Origin of the sequence: Archangium violaceum, from assembly GCF_016859125.1 — a bacterium.
Taxonomy (GTDB): domain Bacteria; phylum Myxococcota; class Myxococcia; order Myxococcales; family Myxococcaceae; genus Archangium; species Archangium violaceum_A.
Genome location: NZ_CP069338.1, coordinates 12,437,504 through 12,457,107 on the forward strand (window position 1 = coordinate 12,437,504; position 19,604 = coordinate 12,457,107).

General features: G+C 66.9%; 20 protein-coding genes and 1 pseudogene. 12 read left to right on the top strand and 9 right to left on the bottom strand.

Annotation, left to right across the window (positions count from 1 at the left end; all coding sequences use genetic code 11):
* The first annotated feature begins 110 nt into the window (after window positions 1-110).
* The 3 genes from JQX13_RS52530 to JQX13_RS52540 are packed head-to-tail and all read left to right on the top strand — an operon-like array spanning window position 111 to window position 1,697.
* Window positions 111-779 carry a MotA/TolQ/ExbB proton channel family protein gene (locus JQX13_RS52530; RefSeq protein ID WP_203406864.1) on the top strand — a complete coding sequence of 223 codons (669 nt, stop codon included), beginning with the start codon at window positions 111-113 and terminating at the stop codon, window positions 777-779.
* A gap of 31 nt (window positions 780-810) precedes the next feature.
* Window positions 811-1,236: an ExbD/TolR family protein gene (locus JQX13_RS52535; protein ID WP_203406865.1), complete on the top strand. Its 426-nt coding sequence runs from the start codon at window positions 811-813 to the stop codon at window positions 1,234-1,236.
* Complete coding sequence (locus JQX13_RS52540) at window positions 1,233-1,697, top strand: ExbD/TolR family protein (RefSeq protein WP_203406866.1); 465 nt, start codon at window positions 1,233-1,235, stop codon at window positions 1,695-1,697. Before JQX13_RS52535 ends, JQX13_RS52540 begins: the two co-directional genes overlap by 4 nt.
* Here the strand turns inward: JQX13_RS52540 and JQX13_RS55810 are convergent.
* The 5 genes from JQX13_RS55810 to JQX13_RS52560 form a co-directional block, all read right to left on the bottom strand.
* A complete protein-coding gene (locus JQX13_RS55810) occupies window positions 1,694-1,819 on the bottom strand; it encodes a hypothetical protein (RefSeq protein ID WP_275424973.1) in 126 nt (41 codons plus the stop codon). The two genes, JQX13_RS52540 and JQX13_RS55810, sit on opposite strands and share 4 nt — an antisense overlap.
* A 21-nt stretch (window positions 1,820-1,840) precedes the next feature.
* Window positions 1,841-2,248, bottom strand: a complete 408-nt coding sequence (locus JQX13_RS52545) for a GFA family protein (RefSeq protein ID WP_203406867.1) — start codon at window positions 2,246-2,248, stop codon at window positions 1,841-1,843.
* A gap of 76 nt (window positions 2,249-2,324) precedes the next feature.
* Window positions 2,325-5,447 carry a sensor histidine kinase gene (locus JQX13_RS52550; protein WP_203406868.1) on the bottom strand — a complete coding sequence of 1,041 codons (3,123 nt, stop codon included), beginning with the start codon at window positions 5,445-5,447 and terminating at the stop codon, window positions 2,325-2,327.
* 179 nt (window positions 5,448-5,626) lie between these two features.
* Entirely contained in the window at window positions 5,627-6,073 is a 447-nt protein-coding gene (locus JQX13_RS52555) for a DUF421 domain-containing protein (RefSeq protein ID WP_203406869.1), read from the bottom strand.
* A 10-nt stretch (window positions 6,074-6,083) separates the two neighbouring features.
* Window positions 6,084-6,596 carry a hypothetical protein gene (locus JQX13_RS52560; RefSeq protein ID WP_203406870.1) on the bottom strand — a complete coding sequence of 171 codons (513 nt, stop codon included), beginning with the start codon at window positions 6,594-6,596 and terminating at the stop codon, window positions 6,084-6,086.
* A 301-nt stretch (window positions 6,597-6,897) separates the two neighbouring features.
* Here JQX13_RS52560 and JQX13_RS52565 point away from each other — a divergent pair, with 301 nt between their 5' ends.
* The 3 genes from JQX13_RS52565 (at window position 6,898) to JQX13_RS52575 (ending at window position 10,943) form a co-directional block, all read left to right on the top strand.
* Window positions 6,898-9,348 (top strand): DUF7594 domain-containing protein, encoded by a 2,451-nt coding sequence (locus tag JQX13_RS52565; RefSeq protein ID WP_203406871.1) that lies wholly within the window; start codon window positions 6,898-6,900, stop codon window positions 9,346-9,348.
* A gap of 170 nt (window positions 9,349-9,518) precedes the next feature.
* Window positions 9,519-9,944 carry a hypothetical protein gene (locus JQX13_RS52570; RefSeq protein ID WP_203406872.1) on the top strand — a complete coding sequence of 142 codons (426 nt, stop codon included), beginning with the start codon at window positions 9,519-9,521 and terminating at the stop codon, window positions 9,942-9,944.
* 66 nt (window positions 9,945-10,010) lie between these two features.
* A complete protein-coding gene (locus JQX13_RS52575; RefSeq protein WP_203406873.1) occupies window positions 10,011-10,943 on the top strand; it encodes a LysR family transcriptional regulator in 933 nt (310 codons plus the stop codon).
* Between the two features lie 49 nt (window positions 10,944-10,992).
* Here the strand turns inward: JQX13_RS52575 and JQX13_RS52580 are convergent, their stop codons facing one another.
* Window positions 10,993-11,469 carry an AtaL-like protein gene (locus JQX13_RS52580; protein WP_203406874.1) on the bottom strand — a complete coding sequence of 159 codons (477 nt, stop codon included), beginning with the start codon at window positions 11,467-11,469 and terminating at the stop codon, window positions 10,993-10,995.
* Window positions 11,470-11,711: 242 nt separating this feature from the next.
* Here JQX13_RS52580 and JQX13_RS52585 point away from each other — a divergent pair, with 242 nt between their 5' ends.
* Together JQX13_RS52585 and JQX13_RS52590 are read left to right on the top strand one after the other, a co-directional pair.
* Window positions 11,712-12,080 (top strand): hypothetical protein, encoded by a 369-nt coding sequence (locus tag JQX13_RS52585; RefSeq protein WP_203406875.1) that lies wholly within the window; start codon window positions 11,712-11,714, stop codon window positions 12,078-12,080.
* Window positions 12,077-12,433 carry a DUF952 domain-containing protein gene (locus JQX13_RS52590; protein WP_203406876.1) on the top strand — a complete coding sequence of 119 codons (357 nt, stop codon included), beginning with the start codon at window positions 12,077-12,079 and terminating at the stop codon, window positions 12,431-12,433. The genes JQX13_RS52585 and JQX13_RS52590 overlap by 4 nt, the downstream gene beginning before the upstream one ends.
* A 124-nt stretch (window positions 12,434-12,557) precedes the next feature.
* On the opposite strand, the gene JQX13_RS52595 is transcribed toward JQX13_RS52590, so the two are convergent.
* Window positions 12,558-13,982 carry a right-handed parallel beta-helix repeat-containing protein gene (locus JQX13_RS52595; protein WP_203406877.1) on the bottom strand — a complete coding sequence of 475 codons (1,425 nt, stop codon included), beginning with the start codon at window positions 13,980-13,982 and terminating at the stop codon, window positions 12,558-12,560.
* Between the two features lie 153 nt (window positions 13,983-14,135).
* Here JQX13_RS52595 and JQX13_RS52600 point away from each other — a divergent pair.
* The 3 genes and pseudogenes from JQX13_RS52600 to JQX13_RS52610 all read left to right on the top strand — a co-directional run.
* Window positions 14,136-14,336, top strand: a pseudogene (locus tag JQX13_RS52600) (IS3 family transposase); the annotation flags it as partial.
* Between the two features lie 432 nt (window positions 14,337-14,768).
* Complete coding sequence (locus JQX13_RS52605) at window positions 14,769-15,062, top strand: hypothetical protein (protein WP_203412646.1); 294 nt, start codon at window positions 14,769-14,771, stop codon at window positions 15,060-15,062.
* A 158-nt stretch (window positions 15,063-15,220) separates the two neighbouring features.
* A complete protein-coding gene (locus JQX13_RS52610) occupies window positions 15,221-15,442 on the top strand; it encodes a hypothetical protein (RefSeq protein WP_203406878.1) in 222 nt (73 codons plus the stop codon).
* A 663-nt stretch (window positions 15,443-16,105) separates the two neighbouring features.
* On the opposite strand, the gene JQX13_RS52615 is transcribed toward JQX13_RS52610, so the two are convergent.
* On the bottom strand, window positions 16,106-17,017 hold the full coding sequence (locus JQX13_RS52615; RefSeq protein ID WP_203406879.1) for a LysR family transcriptional regulator: 912 nt from the start codon (window positions 17,015-17,017) through the stop codon (window positions 16,106-16,108).
* A gap of 112 nt (window positions 17,018-17,129) precedes the next feature.
* On the opposite strand from JQX13_RS52615, the gene JQX13_RS52620 reads away from it, so the two are divergent.
* A complete protein-coding gene (locus JQX13_RS52620) occupies window positions 17,130-18,356 on the top strand; it encodes an MFS transporter (RefSeq protein WP_203406880.1) in 1,227 nt (408 codons plus the stop codon).
* Window positions 18,357-18,398: 42 nt separating this feature from the next.
* Here JQX13_RS52620 and JQX13_RS52625 read toward each other — a convergent pair whose 3' ends face one another.
* A complete protein-coding gene (locus tag JQX13_RS52625) occupies window positions 18,399-19,577 on the bottom strand; it encodes a S41 family peptidase (RefSeq protein ID WP_203406881.1) in 1,179 nt (392 codons plus the stop codon).
* Window positions 19,578-19,604: the final 27 nt, after the last annotated feature.

Here is a 19,604-nt window from a genome sequence, read left to right on the forward strand (position 1 = left end):
AAATGGCCGTCTCTCGGCCATGGCGCGTCCGCCACACTTTAGGGTGAACGGCATGTGGACGGGCATCACGGGGCCCGACTCCACACGCTCAAGGAGGGGCGCCTCACACCATGCAATTCACGATCGCCGGAATCTGGGAGCACACGGGCCTGTTCGCCCGCTGCATCATCTTCGCGCTGGGTGCGATGTCGATCACCTCACTGGTTGTCATTGTCGAGCGCATGGTGGTGTATCGGAAGAGCCGCTCCGAGTCGCGCAGCTTCGCATCCAGGATGGGGGCCATCCTGGCGAAGGACGACCTCGACACGGCGGCCAACACCCAATCAGGCAAGGACGTGGGGCACCTGGGCAGGGTCATCAACTCAGGCCTGACTGCCTACCGGGTGTCGTCCTCCAACCAGGACGTGGCGGTGGAGTCCGTGGCGCGAGCCCTCGAGCGCCAGGCCCAGCGTGAAGTGCAGAGCCTCAAGCGCGGCCTGGGTGTGCTGGCCACGGTGGGCTCCACGGCCCCGTTCGTGGGTCTGCTCGGCACCACGATGGGCATCGTGAACGCCTTCCAGCTCATGTCGGCCGCGGGCTCCGGGGGTCTGACCACCATCTCGTCCGGTATCGCCGAGGCGCTCATCACCACCGCGTTCGGCCTGCTGGTGGCCATCCCCGCGGTGATGGCCTACAACTTCCTGCAGGGCTGGGTGGACGCGCGCTCGGTGGACATCTCCGAGTCCTCCAACGAGTTCCTGGACATGGTGGCCCGGCGCGTCGGCGGCTCGCACTCCTGAGTCCAACCCTTCCAGAAACCCAGGTGCACTCATGGGAATGTCAGTCGGGGGCCCTTCCGGGGGCCCCAAGGCCGAAATCAACGTCACCCCGCTGGTGGACGTGGTGCTCGTGCTGCTCATCATCTTCATGGTCATCACCCCCATGCTCCAGCGTGGCAAGAGCGTGGAGCTGCCCAAGGCAAGGGAGATCGAAAAGAAGACGGACGGCAAGGACAACGCGCTCATCCTGTCGGTGACACCCGACAAGAAGCTCTATCTGGACAACGATCCACTGGACGAGAAGGCCCTGGAGAACCGGCTGCGCGGGGAGCTCGCCAAGGACCCCGCCCGCAGAATCCTGCTCAAGGCGGACAACTCGCTGCGGGTGGCCGACGTGCGCAAGGTGATGGAGGTGGCGCGCAAGGCCAAGGCCAGACGCGTGTCCCTGGGGGTCGAACAGCAGAAGGACCAACCATGACCCATAACAAGACTCGTAGATCCTGGGTCAGACCCGCCTCGGCGCCCAACTCGGAAATCAATGTCACCCCGCTGGTGGACGTGGTGCTCGTGCTCCTCATCATCTTCATGGTGGTGACGCCGCTGATGGAGAAGGACATCGAGGTGCGCGTGCCGGAGACCGAGGTGGAGGAGAACCCGCCACCCGACCCGAACGACACGCAGATCGTGGTGCGGGTTGCCGGCTCTGGGGACTACTCCATCAACACGGAGAAGATCGCGGCGGCCGACTACGTCACGCGCCTCACCCAGATGCTCGACACCCGGAAGCAGGACGACCGCGTCGTCTTCTTCGTGGCGGATGACGAGGCGAGCTACGGCAAGCTGGTGGCCGCGCTGGATGGGGCCAAGGCGGCCGGCGCGAAGGTGCTCGGCTTCGCGCCGGACAAGCCCGAGGGAACAGCGCCCACTCCACCGCCCTAGGTCGCGTCGAGCGGCTCGCGCGCCATGGACTGGGTGACGGCTGGGGACACGAAGAAGAACTCCCCGAACGCGTCTCCCACCGACAGGCCTTCGAGCGAGAGGCGGGCGTGCTCCCGACTCACCCGCCCCGCCGGACTACGGCCCTACCCCTTTCGTACCGCCGCCGCGAACTCCTCCGGAGACGGGCTTTCGGGCCAGCTCGGCACGCCGTCGGGAATGGTCACCCAGGGCTGCTTCCGTTTCACCCAGATGTGCGCGACGGGGTCGAGCAGGTGGCTGTCCGCGAGCGTCCCCGCCCGCACCACCACCATGCCCGGCACGGCCATGTTGGTGTTGTAGATGCGCGTGTGGCAGACGCCGCACACCCGCTGGCACGACGTATGACCGCCGGGCCCCTCGTGCGCGTAGAGGACCACGGGGCCTGTCACGGCGATGACAGCCTCGGGCAGCATCGCGTGCAGAGCGAACGCGCTTCCACTCCACGTCTGGCAATCGAGGCAGTGGCAGGCGTAGGTCGCGGGCAGCGCATCGAGCGCCAATGTATAGTTCACGGCTCCGCAGCGACATCCGCCCATGATCGTCATGCCAGGGTCTCCAAAAGGGGAGGGAGGAGCCATCTAGCGCAGGCTATTCCCGCGGACGCAAGACTCGACGCATCCAGCGCCGCCATCTGTCCCCGGCTCGCGGGACATAGGCCCGGTCGGCGGAAAGCGAGAGGGCCACCTCGGTGCCCCATTCGGCGCCGCTCAGGATGTCCAGGCGCGCCCCCACCTTCTCCGCCCGCTCGCGCATGCCACGAAGTCCCCAGTGACCGGCCCGGCCAGCGCCGAGGATCGACGAATCGATCCCACTCCCATTGTCGCGGAAGCGCAGGCGCAGCTCGTCCACGCCGTACGAAATCCCGGCTTCGATCTCGCTCGCCTCCGCGTGTTGGAAGGAATTGAAGAGTGCCTCGCGGCCGATGCGGTAGAGCTCGTCGGCGACGAGTGGATCCAACGCTCTCGCCGCTCCCTCGACGCGGACGTGAAAGGCCGGGACTCGAGTCTCGCCGAACTCTCTCACGAGCGCCGTGAACGCGTGGGCGAGGTCCGACATGTCGCCACGCGACGCGCGCAACTCCCGCACCCGATCGCGCCCCTCGACGAGCACGTCATCCGCGCGGTCGAGCGACCGTTCGATTCCCTCGCGGAGCTCGCCCCGCGGCAGACGCGAGGAGACGGCCTGGATGTGCAGTATCAGCCCCTGGATGCCCTGCAAGAGCGTGTCGTGAAGCTCGCGGGCGATCCGCTCGCGCTCGGCATGGCGTTCCTCCAGGCGCTGGCGCACGCGCGCCGTCATCTGCCGCAGGCGGAGCACGTACAGCAGCCACAACAGGCCCGACGCGGCGAGCACACAGAGTGCCAGGAACCACCGGGTCTCGAAGAACGTGGGCTCTATCGCGAACGAGACCGACGCGCCCTGCTCGTTCCACACACCGTCGTCGTTGGCGGCGATGACACGGAAGCGGTAGTGGCCCGGCCCGAGGTTCGTATAGAAGGCCTCACGCCGTGTTCCCGGGTCCTGCCAGCCGTCGTCCACGCCCTCGAGGCGGTAACGGAAGGCGACACGTTCGGGTACGGCGAGACTGAGCGCGCTGTAGTCGATCTTCAGGCCGCGCGTGCGCGGCGGCAGCCGGAGGCCTGCCCGCGGCGCATAGCGCCGGTCGCCGACGGTGATGGAGCGAATCACGACGGACGGTGGCAGGGGGTTGCGATGGATACGTTCCGGATCGATCCACGCGAGTCCGTCCGTCGCGGCGAACCAGAGTTTCCCATCCGTACCTTCGACCAACGTCGGCAGGGGACGAATCTGCTGCGCGGCGCCCGGCATGCCGTCCAGCATGTCGAAGAGCTCGAAGGGCATCCGGAAGTCCGGCTCGGCGAGCGCCCGGTGGAGGTCGTTCGCCGAGATACGCACGGCGCCCGCGTTGCCGTTCACCCAGAGCGTCCCATCCCGCGTCCGCAACAGGCCCGTGACACCGGTGAGCACGTCCGGCCGCGTGGCGGAGAGCGGACGGAAGCGCCGGCCGTCGAAGGCGGCCATTCCCAGCTCACCGCCCACGAGCGTGTCCAGGCCCGGGAGGATCGCGCTCACGGTCCCTGTCCGCAATCCGTCGGACTCGGAAAACACCCTCGCCCTGGAACCCTCCACGATGGCCAGCGTGTTCTGGCCGTACCCCAACCACATGCGCCCCTGCTCGTCCGTCACGGCGCGGATGGGATGCAGCTCCGGCAGGTCGGCGATACCACCGCGCGGCGTCCACGTGTCACCATCCAGCCTGTAGATGGTCGACGCACGAAAGGACATCCACAGTCGCCCGGCACCGTCGCGCGTGATGGCCTGCACCTTGGCGCCCTCCTCCTTCTTCGGAATGGCCAGGGGTGTGAACTTCCCGTCGGCGAAGCGCCATGAGCCTTCCCGGCCGCCCAGCAGCAAGCTGCCGTCGGTATCGCGGTAGGCCGCCGTCACTTCGGAGGAAAAGCCGGGCACGGGGCTCGGGCGCGGCTCCAGCCGCCACCAGCGATCGGTCATGCCGCTATGGGTCGCCGTCCCGGCCCACATCGCGCCGGCTTCACCGGGCAGCAGCGCGAAGTACACCAGAGGCTCGGGAAACCGGACGGTCGTGACGTCATTGCGCCGGAAACGGTCGAGCCCGAGTTTCGTCCCCACCCAGATATCGCCTTCTCGATCCTCCAGCAGGCTCATCGTGGAATCGGACGACAGACCGTTCACCGTCGAGAACGTGTCACCGGAGAAGGTCCGCTGGTGGAAGGATGACTCGGAGGCGTAGGGGTTCTCGACGCGGCAGAGGGCACTGGGACAAGCGACCATCCACAGAGTTCCCTCGCGGTCGAAGAGCCGCGATTGCGAGTTCCATGACGTGGTTTCGGAGAATGCGGCCGACCGCGGCGGCACGTCGGGACCGTGAAGCGGACTGAACCCCCTGTCGTCGTACTTCCAAAGAGTCCCGTCGTTCGTGCGATACAAGGAGGCGCCTGGCCGTGCGTCGGTTTCGACGCGTTCGAAGCGCCGCGCACCGACGCGAAGCACATAGACGCCGTCGTCGGTGGCGGCCCACAGGGTATTCATCCGGTCAAGAGCGAGCGAGGTGCCGCCGGGTATCGAGAAACCCCACCGCGCGTCGGCCAACTGCCAGACGCCCTGCTCGAGCACGTAGAGGCCCTTGGCGGTCACCGCCCAGATCCGCCCGTCGCCATCCTCCTCGAACCCCTCGATCGGCACGCCCCGAGGAAGGCCTTCCTTGGAGCCATGGTGGGTCACCACGCCGCCCTCGAGGACGCTGGCGCCACCGTAGGAGTAGCTCACCCACAATCCACCCGACCGGGAGGCGAACAGAACGCTGACGGAGCGCGACGCCGTGCTTTCCTCCGGCAGCAGGTCGTATCGCTCGAAAACGACCCCGTCGAAGCGCCAGAGCCCCGCGGACGTGCCCAGCCAGAGCCAACCGTCCTTGGTCTGCGCCATGCCCCAGATACCCGCGGGCGCGCCGTCCTTGAGCGTCCACGAGGTATGATGAAAGTCCTTGATGGAGCGGGCCGGCTCCGCCGCGTGTGCGCCGCCGAACGCGCAGCACATCAGCAAGCCGATGCCCGTGATGACTCCCAGCCACCTCGCGGTCGCCCCGTGAACGAAAGTCCGCCCGTCGGCGGGTTCTGGAGCTGGCGCGACGCTCGATTCGCGTGACGTCATACCGGTGGTCTTCACGGAGCGGAAGCTACACGCTCACAGCGCGGAAGACCCAGGTGAAACCCGGAGTCTCGCGCGACGGCCTCAACCCGAGGCAGCGCGACCAGGTCCTCGCGCGCACGAAGCTGACGCGCTCCCTGGACCGGGTGGACGCGGCCACGCGGGGCCCGGCCGCCGGTCACCTACTCCTTCTTGGGGATGATGGAGATGGAGCCATCACGCTCGAGGATGGCGTAGCGGATCTGCTCCATCCGCTCGAGCCCCTGGGAGCTGCGCGCCTGGTCCAGGATGTCCTCCTTCGACACGCCTGCCCTGTTGACCCGCTCCTCGATGAGGTGGCCATTCTCCACGATGAGCAGTGGCACTCCGTCCAGCACGCGGGCGGCGGTGGGAAACCGCGACTCCAGCCGGGAGAGGGCGAGGTGCACGCCAACGAGGGTGCTCACCAGCACCAACACATTGACGAGGGAATAGTCCTGGCCGATGAGGCCGAGCTGTGTCGCCTGGCCGATGATGAGCACCAGCACGAAGTCGAAGGTGCTGATCTGCGCCAGGGTGCGCTTCCCCGTCATGCGGATGAGCACCATCATGATGAGGTAGATGACCAGGGCGCGGATGACGGAGTTCATCGGTCTCCATTCAGGGATGGACGAACTGCCAGAACGAGAGCTCCGGGCCACCCACCACTCCGGTGCGGCCCCTCCGGAGGCCGGGCTTCAGCGGGATGACGTAGAAGCTGACGGCCGTCGCCCGCTCGCGCGGCGGGGCGCGGAAGACGAACACCAGCCGGTCGGCTTCGGCCCGCTCCTCTTCTGGGAGGGGCACGATGCGCTGCACCTGGAACGTCTCCAGGTACTTGCGCTCGAACCACACCTCGACCCGGCCTTCGGCCGCGTCCGGCTGGAGGTGGAGGCGCAGGAGGGAGGGGGCGAGGATGCGCTCGAAACGCTCGTATTCCAGCGCCAGAGGGCCCTGCAGGAGCACCGTGTGGCTGAGGGGCCCGTTTCCGAACACGCCCAGCAACGCCGCGATGAGCAGCAGTGCGATGAACACCCAGACGACGCGCTCCAAGCGCCAGACGCGCTGCTGGAACTCGATTTCGTCTTTCAGTTCGAGTCCGGGCGACTCGAACTTCTCCATCTTCTTCGCCATGGCCCCTCGAGAGGTGAAGACCCCATCAGTACCCACGGAGGCTCCGCGCGAGAAAGCACCTGGAGCCATGATGGACGAGGGCCTGTCACACGAAGGACAGACGCCTTCCGAGACGCGCCTCCAGGGGACGGGAAAGGGTTGTTTCCGGAACGGACGCGCTGCCCCGGCCGGGCGGGGTCATGGCAGGGTGCCTCCTTCTGGACGTCCGCGGGTGGGTACAGCCCATGCACGCCGATACCTGGTGGTGCAACGACCCGGGGAGGGAATGATGAAGCATTGGGGTACATGGGCGAGACGGTGCGTGGGTGGACTCGCGGCGCTGGTGGCACTGACCCACTGTGGGGGGCTGGAGGCGGGCGGGCAGACTTCCGAGGAGGGGAGGCCCGAGGAGCCGGGCACCCGGCGGCAGGAGGCGACCACGCGCCTGTCCTTCCCGGCGAGCCTCGACGCGCGCGTGGAGGCTGCGTCTCCCACGCGCAACTTCGGCCGTGAGCGCAAGCTGGTGGCGGACCAGTCACCCCAGAGCGAGAGTTTCCTGCGCTTCCACGTCAGCGGGGTGACGGGCCTGGTGACGCGGGCGGTGCTGCGGCTGTACGCGCTCGACGGCACCTCGCGAGGACCCCTGCTCTACCTCTCCTCGGGAGGCTGGACGGAGGAAGGCATCACCTGGAACAACCGGCCCTACCCGCCCCTCAGCGGTGTGCTGGATGAGCCGGGAGCCATCTCCAGCGGCAGGTGGGTGGAGTACGACGTGACGGAGGTGGTGAGCGGCAACCGCCCGTACGACTTCGCCCTGGTGTCCCTGTCGGGCAATGGGGCCGACTTCGCCTCGCGCGAGCACGACCGGGAGGAACTGCGGCCCCAGCTCGTGCTCACCGTGGACTCCTCCTGCATGCCACGGGCGGACACGCAGACGGTCCTCATCTCGCCCACCCGTGACGGGTACGCCTCCCAGAGCCAGCCCACGCGCCACTTCTCGGACGCGCCGGAGCTGCGGGTGGACGCCGCGCCCGAGCGGCTGGAGACGTTCCTCGAGTTCAACTTCAGCCTTCCCCCCGAGTGGTATTTGAGCGAGGCGATGCTGCGGCTGTACGCCACCGACTACACCCCGGACGGCCCGCTGCTCTACCGCGCCAGCGATGACTGGCAGGTGGGCCTCTTCGACTGGAACACCCGGCCCGCCCTCGTCAGCGGTCCGCTGGGAGACCTTGGCCTCATCGAGCCCGGCACCTGGGTGGAGTACGACGTGTCGGGCACCGTGACGAGCGGCGGCGGCTATGGCTTCGGCCTCCTGCCCGGCTCCACCAACGGGGTGGACTTCGTCTCGATGGACTCGAGCGAGGTGGCGCTGCGCCCGCGGCTGCGCCTCACCCTGGAGTCGGAGCGCTACTGCACCTACCAGGGGACGGGTGGGCTCACCGGGTGGACGCGGCACTACGGCGGCCTGGGCCCCGAGCGGCTCCACGCCCTGGCCTCCGACGCCCAGGGAGGTTTCGTGGCCGCGGGCCACTTCGGCAACGCGCCCTTCCCGAACGGCACGGGCTTCGCCCTCGCGCGCTACACCGCGGACGGGACGCCTTCGTGGACCCGCCAGGTGACCACCGGTGACGTGCAGGTGCGCGCTCTCACCATGACGCCCCTGGGCAACATCCTCGTGGTGGGCAGCTACAGCGGCTCGCCAGACCTCGGCACGGGCCCGCTGCCCGCCGTCCCCCCAGTGGATGAGTACACGCTGCTCCGCGCGCTCTTCGTCGCGAAGTTCTCCCCCACCGGACAGACGGAGTGGGCCCATGGCTTCGTCGCCACCTCCGTCCGCCCGTCCGAGGACTCGCTCATCTACTGGCCGGTGACACCCGAGGCCGTGGCCACTGACGCCAATGGCAGCCTCATCGTCGCCGGTGGCTTCCATGGCGAGGTGGACTTCGGAGGGGGGCCGCTCTTCGCGGGCACCCGCAGCATCTCGTCGTCTCCGGCCGCCGGTGGCTTCCTCGCGAAGTTCTCCTGGGACGGCCAGCACCTCTGGTCCAAGGCCTTCGAGGCGGGCAGCCTGCCCGCCCGGGCGCGGGCCGTGTCCACGGATGGCGGCGGCAACGTCTTCGTGGGCGGCAGCGTGAGCGGCAACGCCGACCTCGGGGATGGGCCGGTGGGGACGGCCGCGCCCTTCATCGCGAGGTACGACGCCGCCGGGACGCTCGTGTGGAAGCGGCTCTGGCCTGGCGTCTCCGGGGAGATCGTGGGAGTCCAGCCGTTGGGCCCGGCGGACGTGGCCTTCATCGCCAACCTCCGGGGGAGCTTCACCTTCGGGGGATTGCCGTACACCGGGGGCCGTGTGGATGAGCCGCACCTGCCGAGCGGCTTCTTCGGCGCGCTGAGCACCTGGGGCGCGGACGAGTGGCTGCGCCCCCTGGGCAGCACCACGGTCCGGCAGCTCGTCACGGGGAGCGATGGGACGGCCACGTTCACGGGCCACGGCGACGAGTACGACCTGGGCGGCGGTCCCCTGGGAATCGACACCACCCTCGGGCCCACGCCCTTCGTGGCGCGCCACACGTCGTCGGGCATGCACCTCTGGTCCCGCGCCTTCGACAGGAACATGGAGGGCATCGGAACCTGGCCCACGCTCCATCTGGCGCAGCAGCCGGGGGGCTCCGTGGTGGTGGGCAGTGACTTCACCACGCCCGTCATGCTGGAGGAGCGCACCTTCACACCGCGCGGCTCCGCCGACCTGCTCTACTTCCAGTTAACGCCGTAGGGCCCGCGCTCGCGGGAGGAGGGGGACGGAGGCGCATGCCGGCATGCCTCCGTCCCCGAGCGCCGCGAATGTGCCGCGGGGAACGGTCACCCCGTACCGGCGGGTGATTGTGGCGGGAGGCGGGCGCTCCCATTCCTCGGCGGATGTCTTCTTGCAATGGAGTCGTGACGATGCGCATCCGTGAGCCCGCCGCCGCCCTGACCCTGCTCGTCCTGTGTGGGGGCTGTGCCAACCCGTTCAAGCAGATCTACCCTGGCATGACGAGGCAGCAGGTCCTCGAGAAGATGGAGCGGGCCCCCTCGAGCACGGAGCTCTTCGAGGACGCCTACTCCGCCTGGTATTACGGTGAGGACCAATGCCTCCTCTTCCGGGAAGAGGTCGTCGTCGCCAAGCAGCAGACGGAGGTGACCACGAACGTGAAGACGCCCATCGGCTCGTTGCGCGAGGAGATCAAACCCCAGTGTCTCCCGCCGGGCGTCACACGCCCGCCACGGGTGGAGCGGGAGGTCGACGTGCGCTTCCCCCGTGGGGTTGGAGCCAGGGGGCGGCAGACGCAGGAGGAGGAGAAGCCCCAGGACGGCCAGGAGCGGAATTGATGGCCGGGCGGGTGGCTGGGAATACGTTCGCCATCCCCTTCATGGCGGTTGATGCTGGGAAGCTCCATGCTTCACGCCATGAATGTCTCCGCGTTCGACCTGAACCATGCGCGTGCGCTCCACTTCCTGCTCGAGGAGGCCCACGTCGCCCGGGCCGCGAAGAAGCTGGGAATCACGCCCGCGGCGGCGAGCAACGCGCTGCGACGTCTGCGGAGTGACTTCGATGACGAGCTGCTGGTCCGGGCGGGGCGAACGCTGGTGAGGACCCCGCGTGGAGAGCAGCTGAGGGGCCCGGCGCGAGAGGTCCTGGCCGCGGCGGAGCGCCTCTTCGAAGAGAGCGCGCCTTTCGAGCCCGACCGCTACGCTGGCGAGTTCGTCCTCACCACGTCGGACCGGGTGGCCGAAGCCCTCCTACCAGTACTCGATGGTCTGATGACGGCACGCGCCCCGCGCGCGAGCCTCACGGTACGGACGGTGACGGTCGACGTCGCGACCTTCCTGAGAGACCAGGGTGGCCTTGCCGTCACACCCGACACCGCTCGAGAGCGGGGACTTTCGACGGAGCCGTTGTACCTGGAGGATTTCGTCTGCGTGCTCCGCAAGGGACATCCCCTGCTGAAGGGCGCGTGGACGATTCAGCGATTCGCGGCCGCCGAGCATCTCCTCGTCACGCCCCAGGCGCAGTCGCGCCGGAGCGCCGTGGACGACCTGCTCGAAGCGCGGGGGCTCGCCCGGCGGATCACACGTGTCGTGACCTCGTTCGCGCTGGCGACGCCCCTGCTCATCGCCTCGGACCGCATCACGGTCCTTCCGCGCGGCTTCGCCCTTGCTCGAACCCGGGAGCTGGAGCTCGTCGTGCGAGCCCTTCCCTTCGAGCTGCCCTCCATCAAGATGGAGCTGGCGTGGCATCCAGGGCACGAGCGGGATCCGAAGCACCTCTGGTTCCGGGGAGTCCTACGGGACGCCGTGCGCGCCGCGGGGCTCCAGCCCTCCAGGTGAACCCAGCCGGCCCACCCCTCCACGTGGCCCCGGCCGTCCACCGCGGCCGTCAGAGCCGGCCTTCCTGGACGAGCGCCCGGGTCCGCGCCAGGGTCGAGAGCAGGGCCCGCTTGTAGCCGCGCTCCTCGCTGTCCATCATGGCCTGCTCCAGCCGCTCCTTCTCGCCCCCCGGTTCCGCGTTCCTCAAGCCCAGCAGGCAGTAGAACTTCAGGTACAGAGAGCCATCGTCGCCCTGCAACACCTCGTTGACGATCACGCCCTCGCGAGGCCCCTTGAACTGGTGGAAGGACACCTTGGTCTGGGGCTCGAAGGTGATGATCTCCGACACATCGTCGCCCAGGATGGTGGCCTCGCGGATGATGAACGCCTCACCGTCGACGACCACGTCGCACTTCGTACAGGCGCCGGGCGGCAGGAACAGCCGCGCGTCACGCGCCTTGAGCACGAGGCCCTTCCAGAGCTGCTCGCGGGTGAGTGGGCGCTCGCCAGCGGGGTTCACGGGCACCATCGCGGTTGAATAGATCATGGTCGATGTTCCTTGTTCCGAAGGAGTGAGCCGGCTGCCTGGGTGCCGGCAGGCGCTGACGCCATCCAGCATCCATGGGTCATGGATAGGGCAGCCCTGCCATTCACGGAACTTGATTCTGGGAAGCCCTGTGCTTCACATCATGAAGGCCCTGGCGCTCGACCCGAGTATAAGAGGGAATGGGGCCCCTCGGGACATGTTGGTCGAAGCACGGCTGAGGATCCACGGATGGAAGTACGGCCATGAGCGCTCTGGTCTTCCGCTGGCCCGCGCGGCAGCTCGCGGCGGCACACCACGGACGCACACACGTCTACGAGTTCGGGTGGCGCGCCCCTGCCCGCGGAGGCAGGCTGGGCGCGTGCCATGGACTCGAGCTGCCCATCGTCTTCGACACGCTGAAGTGCACGACCGGTCCGGAGGGGCTCACCGGGACCGCACCGCCGCAGGCACTCGCCGATCGCATCCACCGGCTCCGGGTGGATTTCGCGACCGACGGGACGCTGCCCTGGCCAGAACATGATGCCGCCACGCGGCAGGTGTGCGCGCTGGAGACGGGCACGACGTTCACGGCGCAAGACATGCCGGCCGCGCGATATCTTCCCAGGGCATGAACGCCCCCATCTATACGCTCGTCAGAGGCGACGACTGGCGAGCCGCCAGGACGATTGGCGCCTATCACGGCTCGGCCGACGACATGCGCGACGGCTTCCTGCACCTGTCCACGGCCGAGCAGGTACGTGAAAGCGCGCGCAGGCACCGCTCGGGGGAACGTGACCTGTGGCTGGTGGCCGTCGACCCGGCGGCACTCGGCCCCGCCCTGCGTTGGGAGCCGGCCTCGGGCGGCCGCCGCCCGGGACTGTTCCCGCACCTGTACGGCCCACTGCCCATGTCGGCCGTGTTGTCGGAGGTTCCCCTGCCGCTGGGCGAAGACGGGCTGCATGTCTTCCCCCCTGAGGTTCCGTGAGTCCAAGCCACATGGGCGGATTCACCGCGCTGCATCCGGGCTACCCGCTGGCGTAAGAAAACGCACGCCGGGCTCGGCGTGCGTTTTGGGCTATCGGGGCGAGGACTTGCCCCGCTTCATGGATCTACTCTCGCTCGAAGGCACCGAGATCGGGGGCCGAACCGAGATACGGCAGGCCCGCATTCACGCCGGCGTTGATCAGCTTGCTGCCGGATACGAGGCGGAACAGCGAGGTATCCGGCAGGGAGCCGTCGGCATTCCGGGTGCGTCGCGCCAGGTTCACGTCAACGCTCAGGAAGTCGCCGGTGCTGGCCGCGGGGCCGCCATCCCAGGAATTGGACTTCGCATCGGCATTGCAGATGTCTTGCGAACCCGACAAGGACACGTTGTTGCGGAAATAGTGTTTCTCGCCGGAGGCAACCGGGTTACAGAAGCCGTAATTGATCCTGTTCTTGTAGGACGTGTTGCTGATCAGGGTAACACCGCCGGCGTTGTTGTTCTGGTCGAAGCCCTTGCCGGGATGGCCGAAGGCAACGGACTGGGTGATGCGGTTGTGCTGCACGGCACCATTGCCGCCCAGCTTGAAGCCGTTGCCGTTGCCGGCGAAGCCACCGTAGCCCCAGACATCAACACCGTTGTTGAAGGCCCAGCTCTTTTCGATGGTTACGGTTTCGGTGCTGTCGAAAGTGTCCCAGCCATCATCCGAGTTTTCCCACGCGCGGCAACCGTAGAAGAAATTGCCCGGGCCCTGGGTCTGCTTGGAGGCGAAACCGTCCGCCATGCTGCCGAGTTTCTTCGGGTCATAGTTGCGGTAGGAGTCGGAGTTGATCACGGTGGTGTAGGAGCCACCCTTGTTGATCTCCAGTCCGCTGTTGCGGTTGTTGTAGAAGGCGCAGTTCTCGAAGGTGTTGTGCGCCCCGGTGACATAGGCGCCCTGATAGCCGGCACGGGTGATCTCGATGCCCTTGAAGTACCAGTAGCTGCCGGTGAGATAGAAGCCGTAGGAGTCCTGAACCCAGCTCTGGTCCGGGAAGGAGAAGTCGAACACAGCCTTGCCGCAGTTGGCGGCCACCATGTAGATCCGGGCACTGGCACTACCGGATTTCGACAGGGTGATGGTGTTCTTCGCGCCTGCCGAGTAGGGCACGGTGTAGGTGCCGGGTTGCAGCAGGATCATCTGCCCCGCGCGGACCGCCGAGAGTGCGGAACTGAAGCTCATCGGCGAGGAGAAGCTGGTGCCGCTGCCCGTGCCGGGCGCCGTCGGCGTCACGTAGTAGACCTTCGATGCAACGAGATTGCTGGTCTCCGTTCCACATCCAGTCACATAAGGATCGCTGCTGGCACTGATGTTTGATGTGGCCGTACTGGAGCTGCTGCTCGACGACGAAGAGCTGCTCGACCTGGCCGAAATGGAGGCGCTGATGGACGCGACTACACTGGAGCTGTTGCTGACACGATGGGTGTAGCCGGAGGAATGGCCTGACGCAGCGTGCGCGTTGGCCGCCAGCAGCAAGGCAGCAAAGCCGCCGATAAACAGTTTGCTATGCATCTTGTCTTCTCATTTTCTTATTGTCTTGTCGAACTCTGCAATGCACACCGGAACGCCGTAACATTACGACCAACGTTGGAGCATAGGAAGGATGGAATGCCTGTTGAGGGGTGGCGGGCTGGAGTGGGCCTGCCCCGATTTTGTGGACCCCCTGTTCAGTGCAGCATGTCGCGCAAGGACAATTGCTGGGACAACGCCAGGGTGGAGAGATTCCTCAGTTGCTTGAAGCTGGAGCTCGTCTACACCACCGACCTCACCACACACGAGCAGGCCCTCTTCGAGTACATCGAGGTCTTCTACAACCGCCAGAGGCGACGCTCATCGCTGGGCTATGTCAGTCCGGTGGATTCTGAGCTTGCGACCCTACCCCGGACGTCGGCATCTCAATCCCACTGTCCACGTAGCGGGGGCAAGCCCATTTACGAGGCCATCGGCACGGCGGTAGCAGGAAGCGCAGGACAGGCCCCTTCCTCCTGGAGCATCCAGACAGGACTACCCTGGCGGGATGGTGGCCCCGCCCGGTACGCCACACATTCCCCTCACAGGCGAATTCACCCGGAAGGGGCTGGCCGCTCAAGGCCCGCTCCTCCCCACTACAGAGAGGAGAAGAGAATGCGGATGAGACTTGGACTGGTAGCCGCGGCAGGCCTTCTTGCAAGCCCCCTTGCTTTCGCGCAGCAGAGCTCCAGCCAGCAGCAGGCTGCTCAACAGCCGCCCGCTGCGCAGCAGACACCTGCCCGGGAAGGCACCGGAGGTGCTGGTGCCAAAGGAGCCGAGGGCCAGGGGATGGGGGGTGGCCAGGACACGCAGGGCGAGCGGGGGATGATGGGCCACGACGGGATGATGGGCGGAATGATGATGGGCGAGGGCATGGGCGGCAGTGGCATGGGTTGCCAGCACATGGGCCAGATGGCCGACGTCCAGGTGGAGCAAACCCAGGACGGCGCCATCCTGCGCCTCACCACCAAGGACCCGAGCAAGGTGGCCCAGGTGCAGCAGCACGCGCAGATGATGGCCAACTGCATGGGCGGTGGCACCGAGGGCAAGCGCCAGCCGGCGGCGAAGCCCCGCCGGCAGTAGCCACGAAGGTGCGCAGCGTCCACGACACCAGGAGGGCAGCACCCGCCAGTCACGGAAGGCGGTGCTGCCCTCGATTCATGAAATGGCCCCGGACCGCACGGGCTCTTCCCTACTCCCCAGGCGATGAAGCCTGGAGGACAACCGAAAAGGGACACCTCATGAAGAAGCTCGGTGGAATGCTGGTTGCTGGTGGACTCCTCCTCTGCTCGGCCGCCTTCGCGCAGGCCAAGCCTGCTGTGCCCGCCGCGGAGAAGAGCGGTGCGGGAGAAACAGCGCAACTGCTGCAAGAAGATGCAGGGGCACAGCACGCCGTCTGGCGCAGAGCAGGTGCGCTGACGCACATGCTCGCCGGACTCCCCCGCGGCGTCCCGGCGCAGTGAGGGCACGCGGACAGGCCGGCGATGGACGAGGCGGAAGGGATGCCCTCCTCCCTGCTGCCCAGCCCTCGGGAACAGAGGGTCCGGACTTTGATTCTCAAGCCACACATTGATTCCCGAGACGGGCATCATCAACTTTCACCCGTCGACGAAGAAGCCCTGCAGCACCCGCACTCCCGACAGAGCCTCATGTCCTTTCGCGCCTTCACTCTGATGCTGGTCCGGTGCACGCACGCATGAGATAGCCACACTTGTAGGTGCCCACGGCCATCATCACCTCATTCCTGTGTCCCTCCGTGGGGCATCACCAGCACACGGGGAAGGACCAAATCAGGAGAGGAGACGAAGACATGGCACAGGTGGAGACGCAGAAGCCCTCGATTCAACCCTTCCTTCCCGTTGGCGGCTCTCAGCTGACTAGAGTGGGCGCGGGAAGGCTTCCGCAATCCCAACCACCGAGCCCGTAGCGCTGCCAGAAGTTGAAGGGCATCTCGACGACGGCAAACTCGAGGGCCCGGTCTGGCCCCAGGATATCGAAGCGGGTGCCCTCACTCTCCATCGGCGGGTGAAGGCGGGGTCGACGGAGCCCAGGAGCAGCCCCGCCTGGCCCGCGCCAACCAGGACGCATGGATCCGAGAGGCCACCCGGCGCGGCCCCGATCAGCGGTCAGGTCTTCTTCGCGCCCGGGGTGCCGTTCTGGAACAGCCGCTTCGACATGAAATCCACGAAGGCTTTCACCTTGGGCGAGGGATGCCGGCTCGACGGCCACAGGATCCGAAATGTGCCGACGTCGTGGATGTAGTCGTCGAGCACGGTGACGAGTGTGCCTTCGTCCAGTTGACGGCGAACGGTGAAGAGCGGCAGGCAGGCGATGCCGAAGCCTTGTTCCGCCATGTAGATCAACGGCTCCAGCGTGCTCGTCACGGCGGTCGTGGGAAGGTCGACCTCGACGTCGGTGCGCCCCCGGCGAAGCGGCCAGCGCTCCAGCTTGCCGGTCGAGGGATATTTATGGTGCAGGCAGGCGTGGGCGCTCAAGTCCTCCGGCTTTCGCGGAACCCCCTTCCGCGCGAAGTAACCTGGAGACCCCACCACCCGGTGGGAGAACGTCCCGAGGGTACGGGTCATCAATCGGGAGTCACTGCTCTCTCCCGTGCGCACCACCGCGTCGAATCCTTCGTCGATCACATCCACGAGCCGATCCGTGAAGTCGAGGTCCAGCTCGACCTCGGGATGGGTCCGCATGAAATCGCCAATCGCCGGCATCAGCAGCATGCCGACCAGCGGCAGACTGACACGGAGCTTGCCGCGCGGCGCGGCGGTGGTCTGTGACAGCTCGAGCTCCGCCGCTTCGATCTCGCAGAAGATACGCCGACACCGGTCGAGGAACAGGGAGCCTTCGGGCGTCAGCGTGATGCTACGCGTGCTGCGGTGGAACAGACGCACGCCGAGCTTCTCTTCCAGCCTCGCAATGGCCTTGCCGATCGCCGACGACGAGACGCCCAACTGCCGCCCCGCGACCGTGAAACTACGGGCCTCCGCCGCCTGAACAAAGGCGCTCAGTGCGCCAAGGCTGTCCATTCCTGTCACCCACCATTTCGGACATCCATGTCCGATGTATTCGGAACCGTAGCCCGTTTTTCGCCCATGAGGGGGAACTTAAGTTCCTCCCGAACACCCCCTCGGACGGCCCATGCTCTCCATCAAGACAGCGAACGACACCTGCGCAGCCCAACCCCAAATCAAGACGGCTCCGGATTCCGATCGTCTTCCCCTGTCCGGACTCCTCGCCCTGGCGACGGCCGGATTCATCACCATCCTCACCGAAGCCCTTCCGGCGGGGCTGCTACCGCGGATGAGCGAGGACCTCGCCGTTTCCGAGTCCCTCATCGGGCAACTCGTCACCCTCTATGCCATCGGCTCACTGGTCGCGGCGATCCCGCTGACCGCCGCGACACGCGGATGGCGGCGGCGCCCGTTATTGCTGACGGCCATAGGCGGGTTCGCCGTCGTCAACACCCTCACGGCGGTTTCGACCCACTACGGGCTCACCCTTGGCGCGCGGTTCTTCGCCGGCGTCTTCGCCGGATTGCTGTGGGCGCTGCTGGCTGGCTACGCCAGCCGGATGGCCCCGGACCAGTTGAGAGGCCGCGCGATTGCCATCGCGATGGTCGGCACCCCGCTCGCGCTCTCCCTGGGTGTTCCCGCCGGCACCTTCCTCGGCGCCGCCCTCGGCTGGCGGTACACGTTCAAGCTCATGAGCATCCTCACCCTGTTCCTGATCGGCTGGGTGCTCTGGAAGGTTCCCGATTTCCCCGGGCAGGCGACCGACAAGCGACTGCCCATCTCCAAGGTATTCGCCATTCCTGGCGTGAAGGCGGTGCTCTTCGTCACGCTCGCCTTCGTGCTCGCCCACAATGTCCTCTACACATACATCGCGCCGTTCCTCGTCCCCGCGGGCATCGCGGAAGACATCGACATCGTCTTGTTCATCTTCGGCGTAGCAGCGCTCGCCGGTATCTGGCTCATTGGGATGCTGATCGACCGCTGGCTGCGTGAGCTGGTGCTGCTCAGCACAGCGCTCTTCATTCTGGGGTCCATCGCGCTTGGCGTCTGGGGAAGCGTGCCCGGCGTGCTCTATGCGGGGGTCACCCTGTGGGGACTTGCCTTCGGCGGCGCCGCGACCTTGTTCCAGACAGCCTCCGCCAACGCGGCGGGTGAGGCCGCGGACGTTGCTCAGTCGATGATCGTCACCGCGTGGAACATCGCCATCGCCGGTGGCGGCCTGTTGGGCGGCGTCCTCCTCGAAACGCTCGGCGTCGCCTCCTTCCCCTGGGCTCTGGTCATCCTGCTGCTCCCAACGCTGCTGGTCGCCTGGCGCTCCAGTCGTCACGGCTTTCCACCGGCGCCACCCCGATGAGGGACGCCAGGCCCTCCGCGAATCCACGCTTCGCGAGCCCGGCTACCGGCTCGGGGCGTCGATGGGAGCGCGAGGCATGAATCGTTCGCGCGGCTTCCCGTCCACCGTCATGAGCCGCTCCGTCGGCAGTTTCAGGAGCAGGCCGGAGTGGGTGAGGTTGTAATCGTAGATGGCGCCAGGCAGCCCCGCCATGGGCTCGCCAACGACGTCCGCTCCGATCGCGGCGAAGCCGATGGCCAGCCCCTCTCCCATGCTCCCGGTCCAGCGCCCGACGCGAATCAGGAGGGGACCCGGATGGTGCTTGCCTTTCCTCGGCAGCACCTGCTCCACCCATTGGCGGGGGATACCGGTCCGCCGCTCCTCCTCGGGAAGGTTGTGCACCTGATAGGCGGTTGGCTTCGTCACGAACCAGCCCATGATCGCCCGGGCAACCACCGTATTGCCGCCGCCCGGCGTTTCACTGAGATCGATGATCACCCGCTGCTCCGGCCGCGCCTGCTCCATCGCCGCGTCGAAGGCCCTGATGGTCTCGTCATTGCCGAGCGAGTCATTGATCTTGATCAGAAGGTCGGTGCCCGAGGTGCTGGCCGAGACGAGGGGGTGATTGGCCGTCACCGTATAGAGATTGGGCAGGACCATCCGTTGTGGCTTGCCCCGGCCATGCTGAATCGAGAGGTTCCGCGGCCGGTCCCGTTTCCCCGCCGCCAGGACACGAGCGGCGAAGCCCGCCCTCTCCTCGGTCGAGGCCATGCCGAGCTCCGCCCAGAAAGCCTCGACCGCTCGCGCTATCGGCATGCCCTCGATCGCGGTCAGCCGGTCTCCCGCCTTGATCCCCGCGCGCTCGGCGGGTGAGTTCCGCCGCACGGCCTCCACCCTGAAGTCAGGTCCGCGCTTCTCGATCCACAGATCGGAATAGCTTGGAACGAGCGCCCAGCTGTCGGGAAAGGAGCTGCCGGTGATGGCGTGATGATCCGCGAGGGTGAGCAGTGCTCGCTCGGCGAAGCGAAGCAGCGAGCGCTTGTCGCTGACCTGCTCCGCCTCGGCACGGAGCTTCGCGGACAGGGGCATCCGCCCATCCGAGAAACGGTCCAGGTAGGCGTAATGCTCATTGATCAGTTTCTCGATCGACCGCGCGTCCTCGCGAAAGCCCTCGGGTTCATCGGCATGGCCCAGGGAGCCGGACAGCAGGATGCAAAGGAAAAGAACCAGCGGTCGTTTCAACGCGTCTCTCATCAATCCGAACCTCCG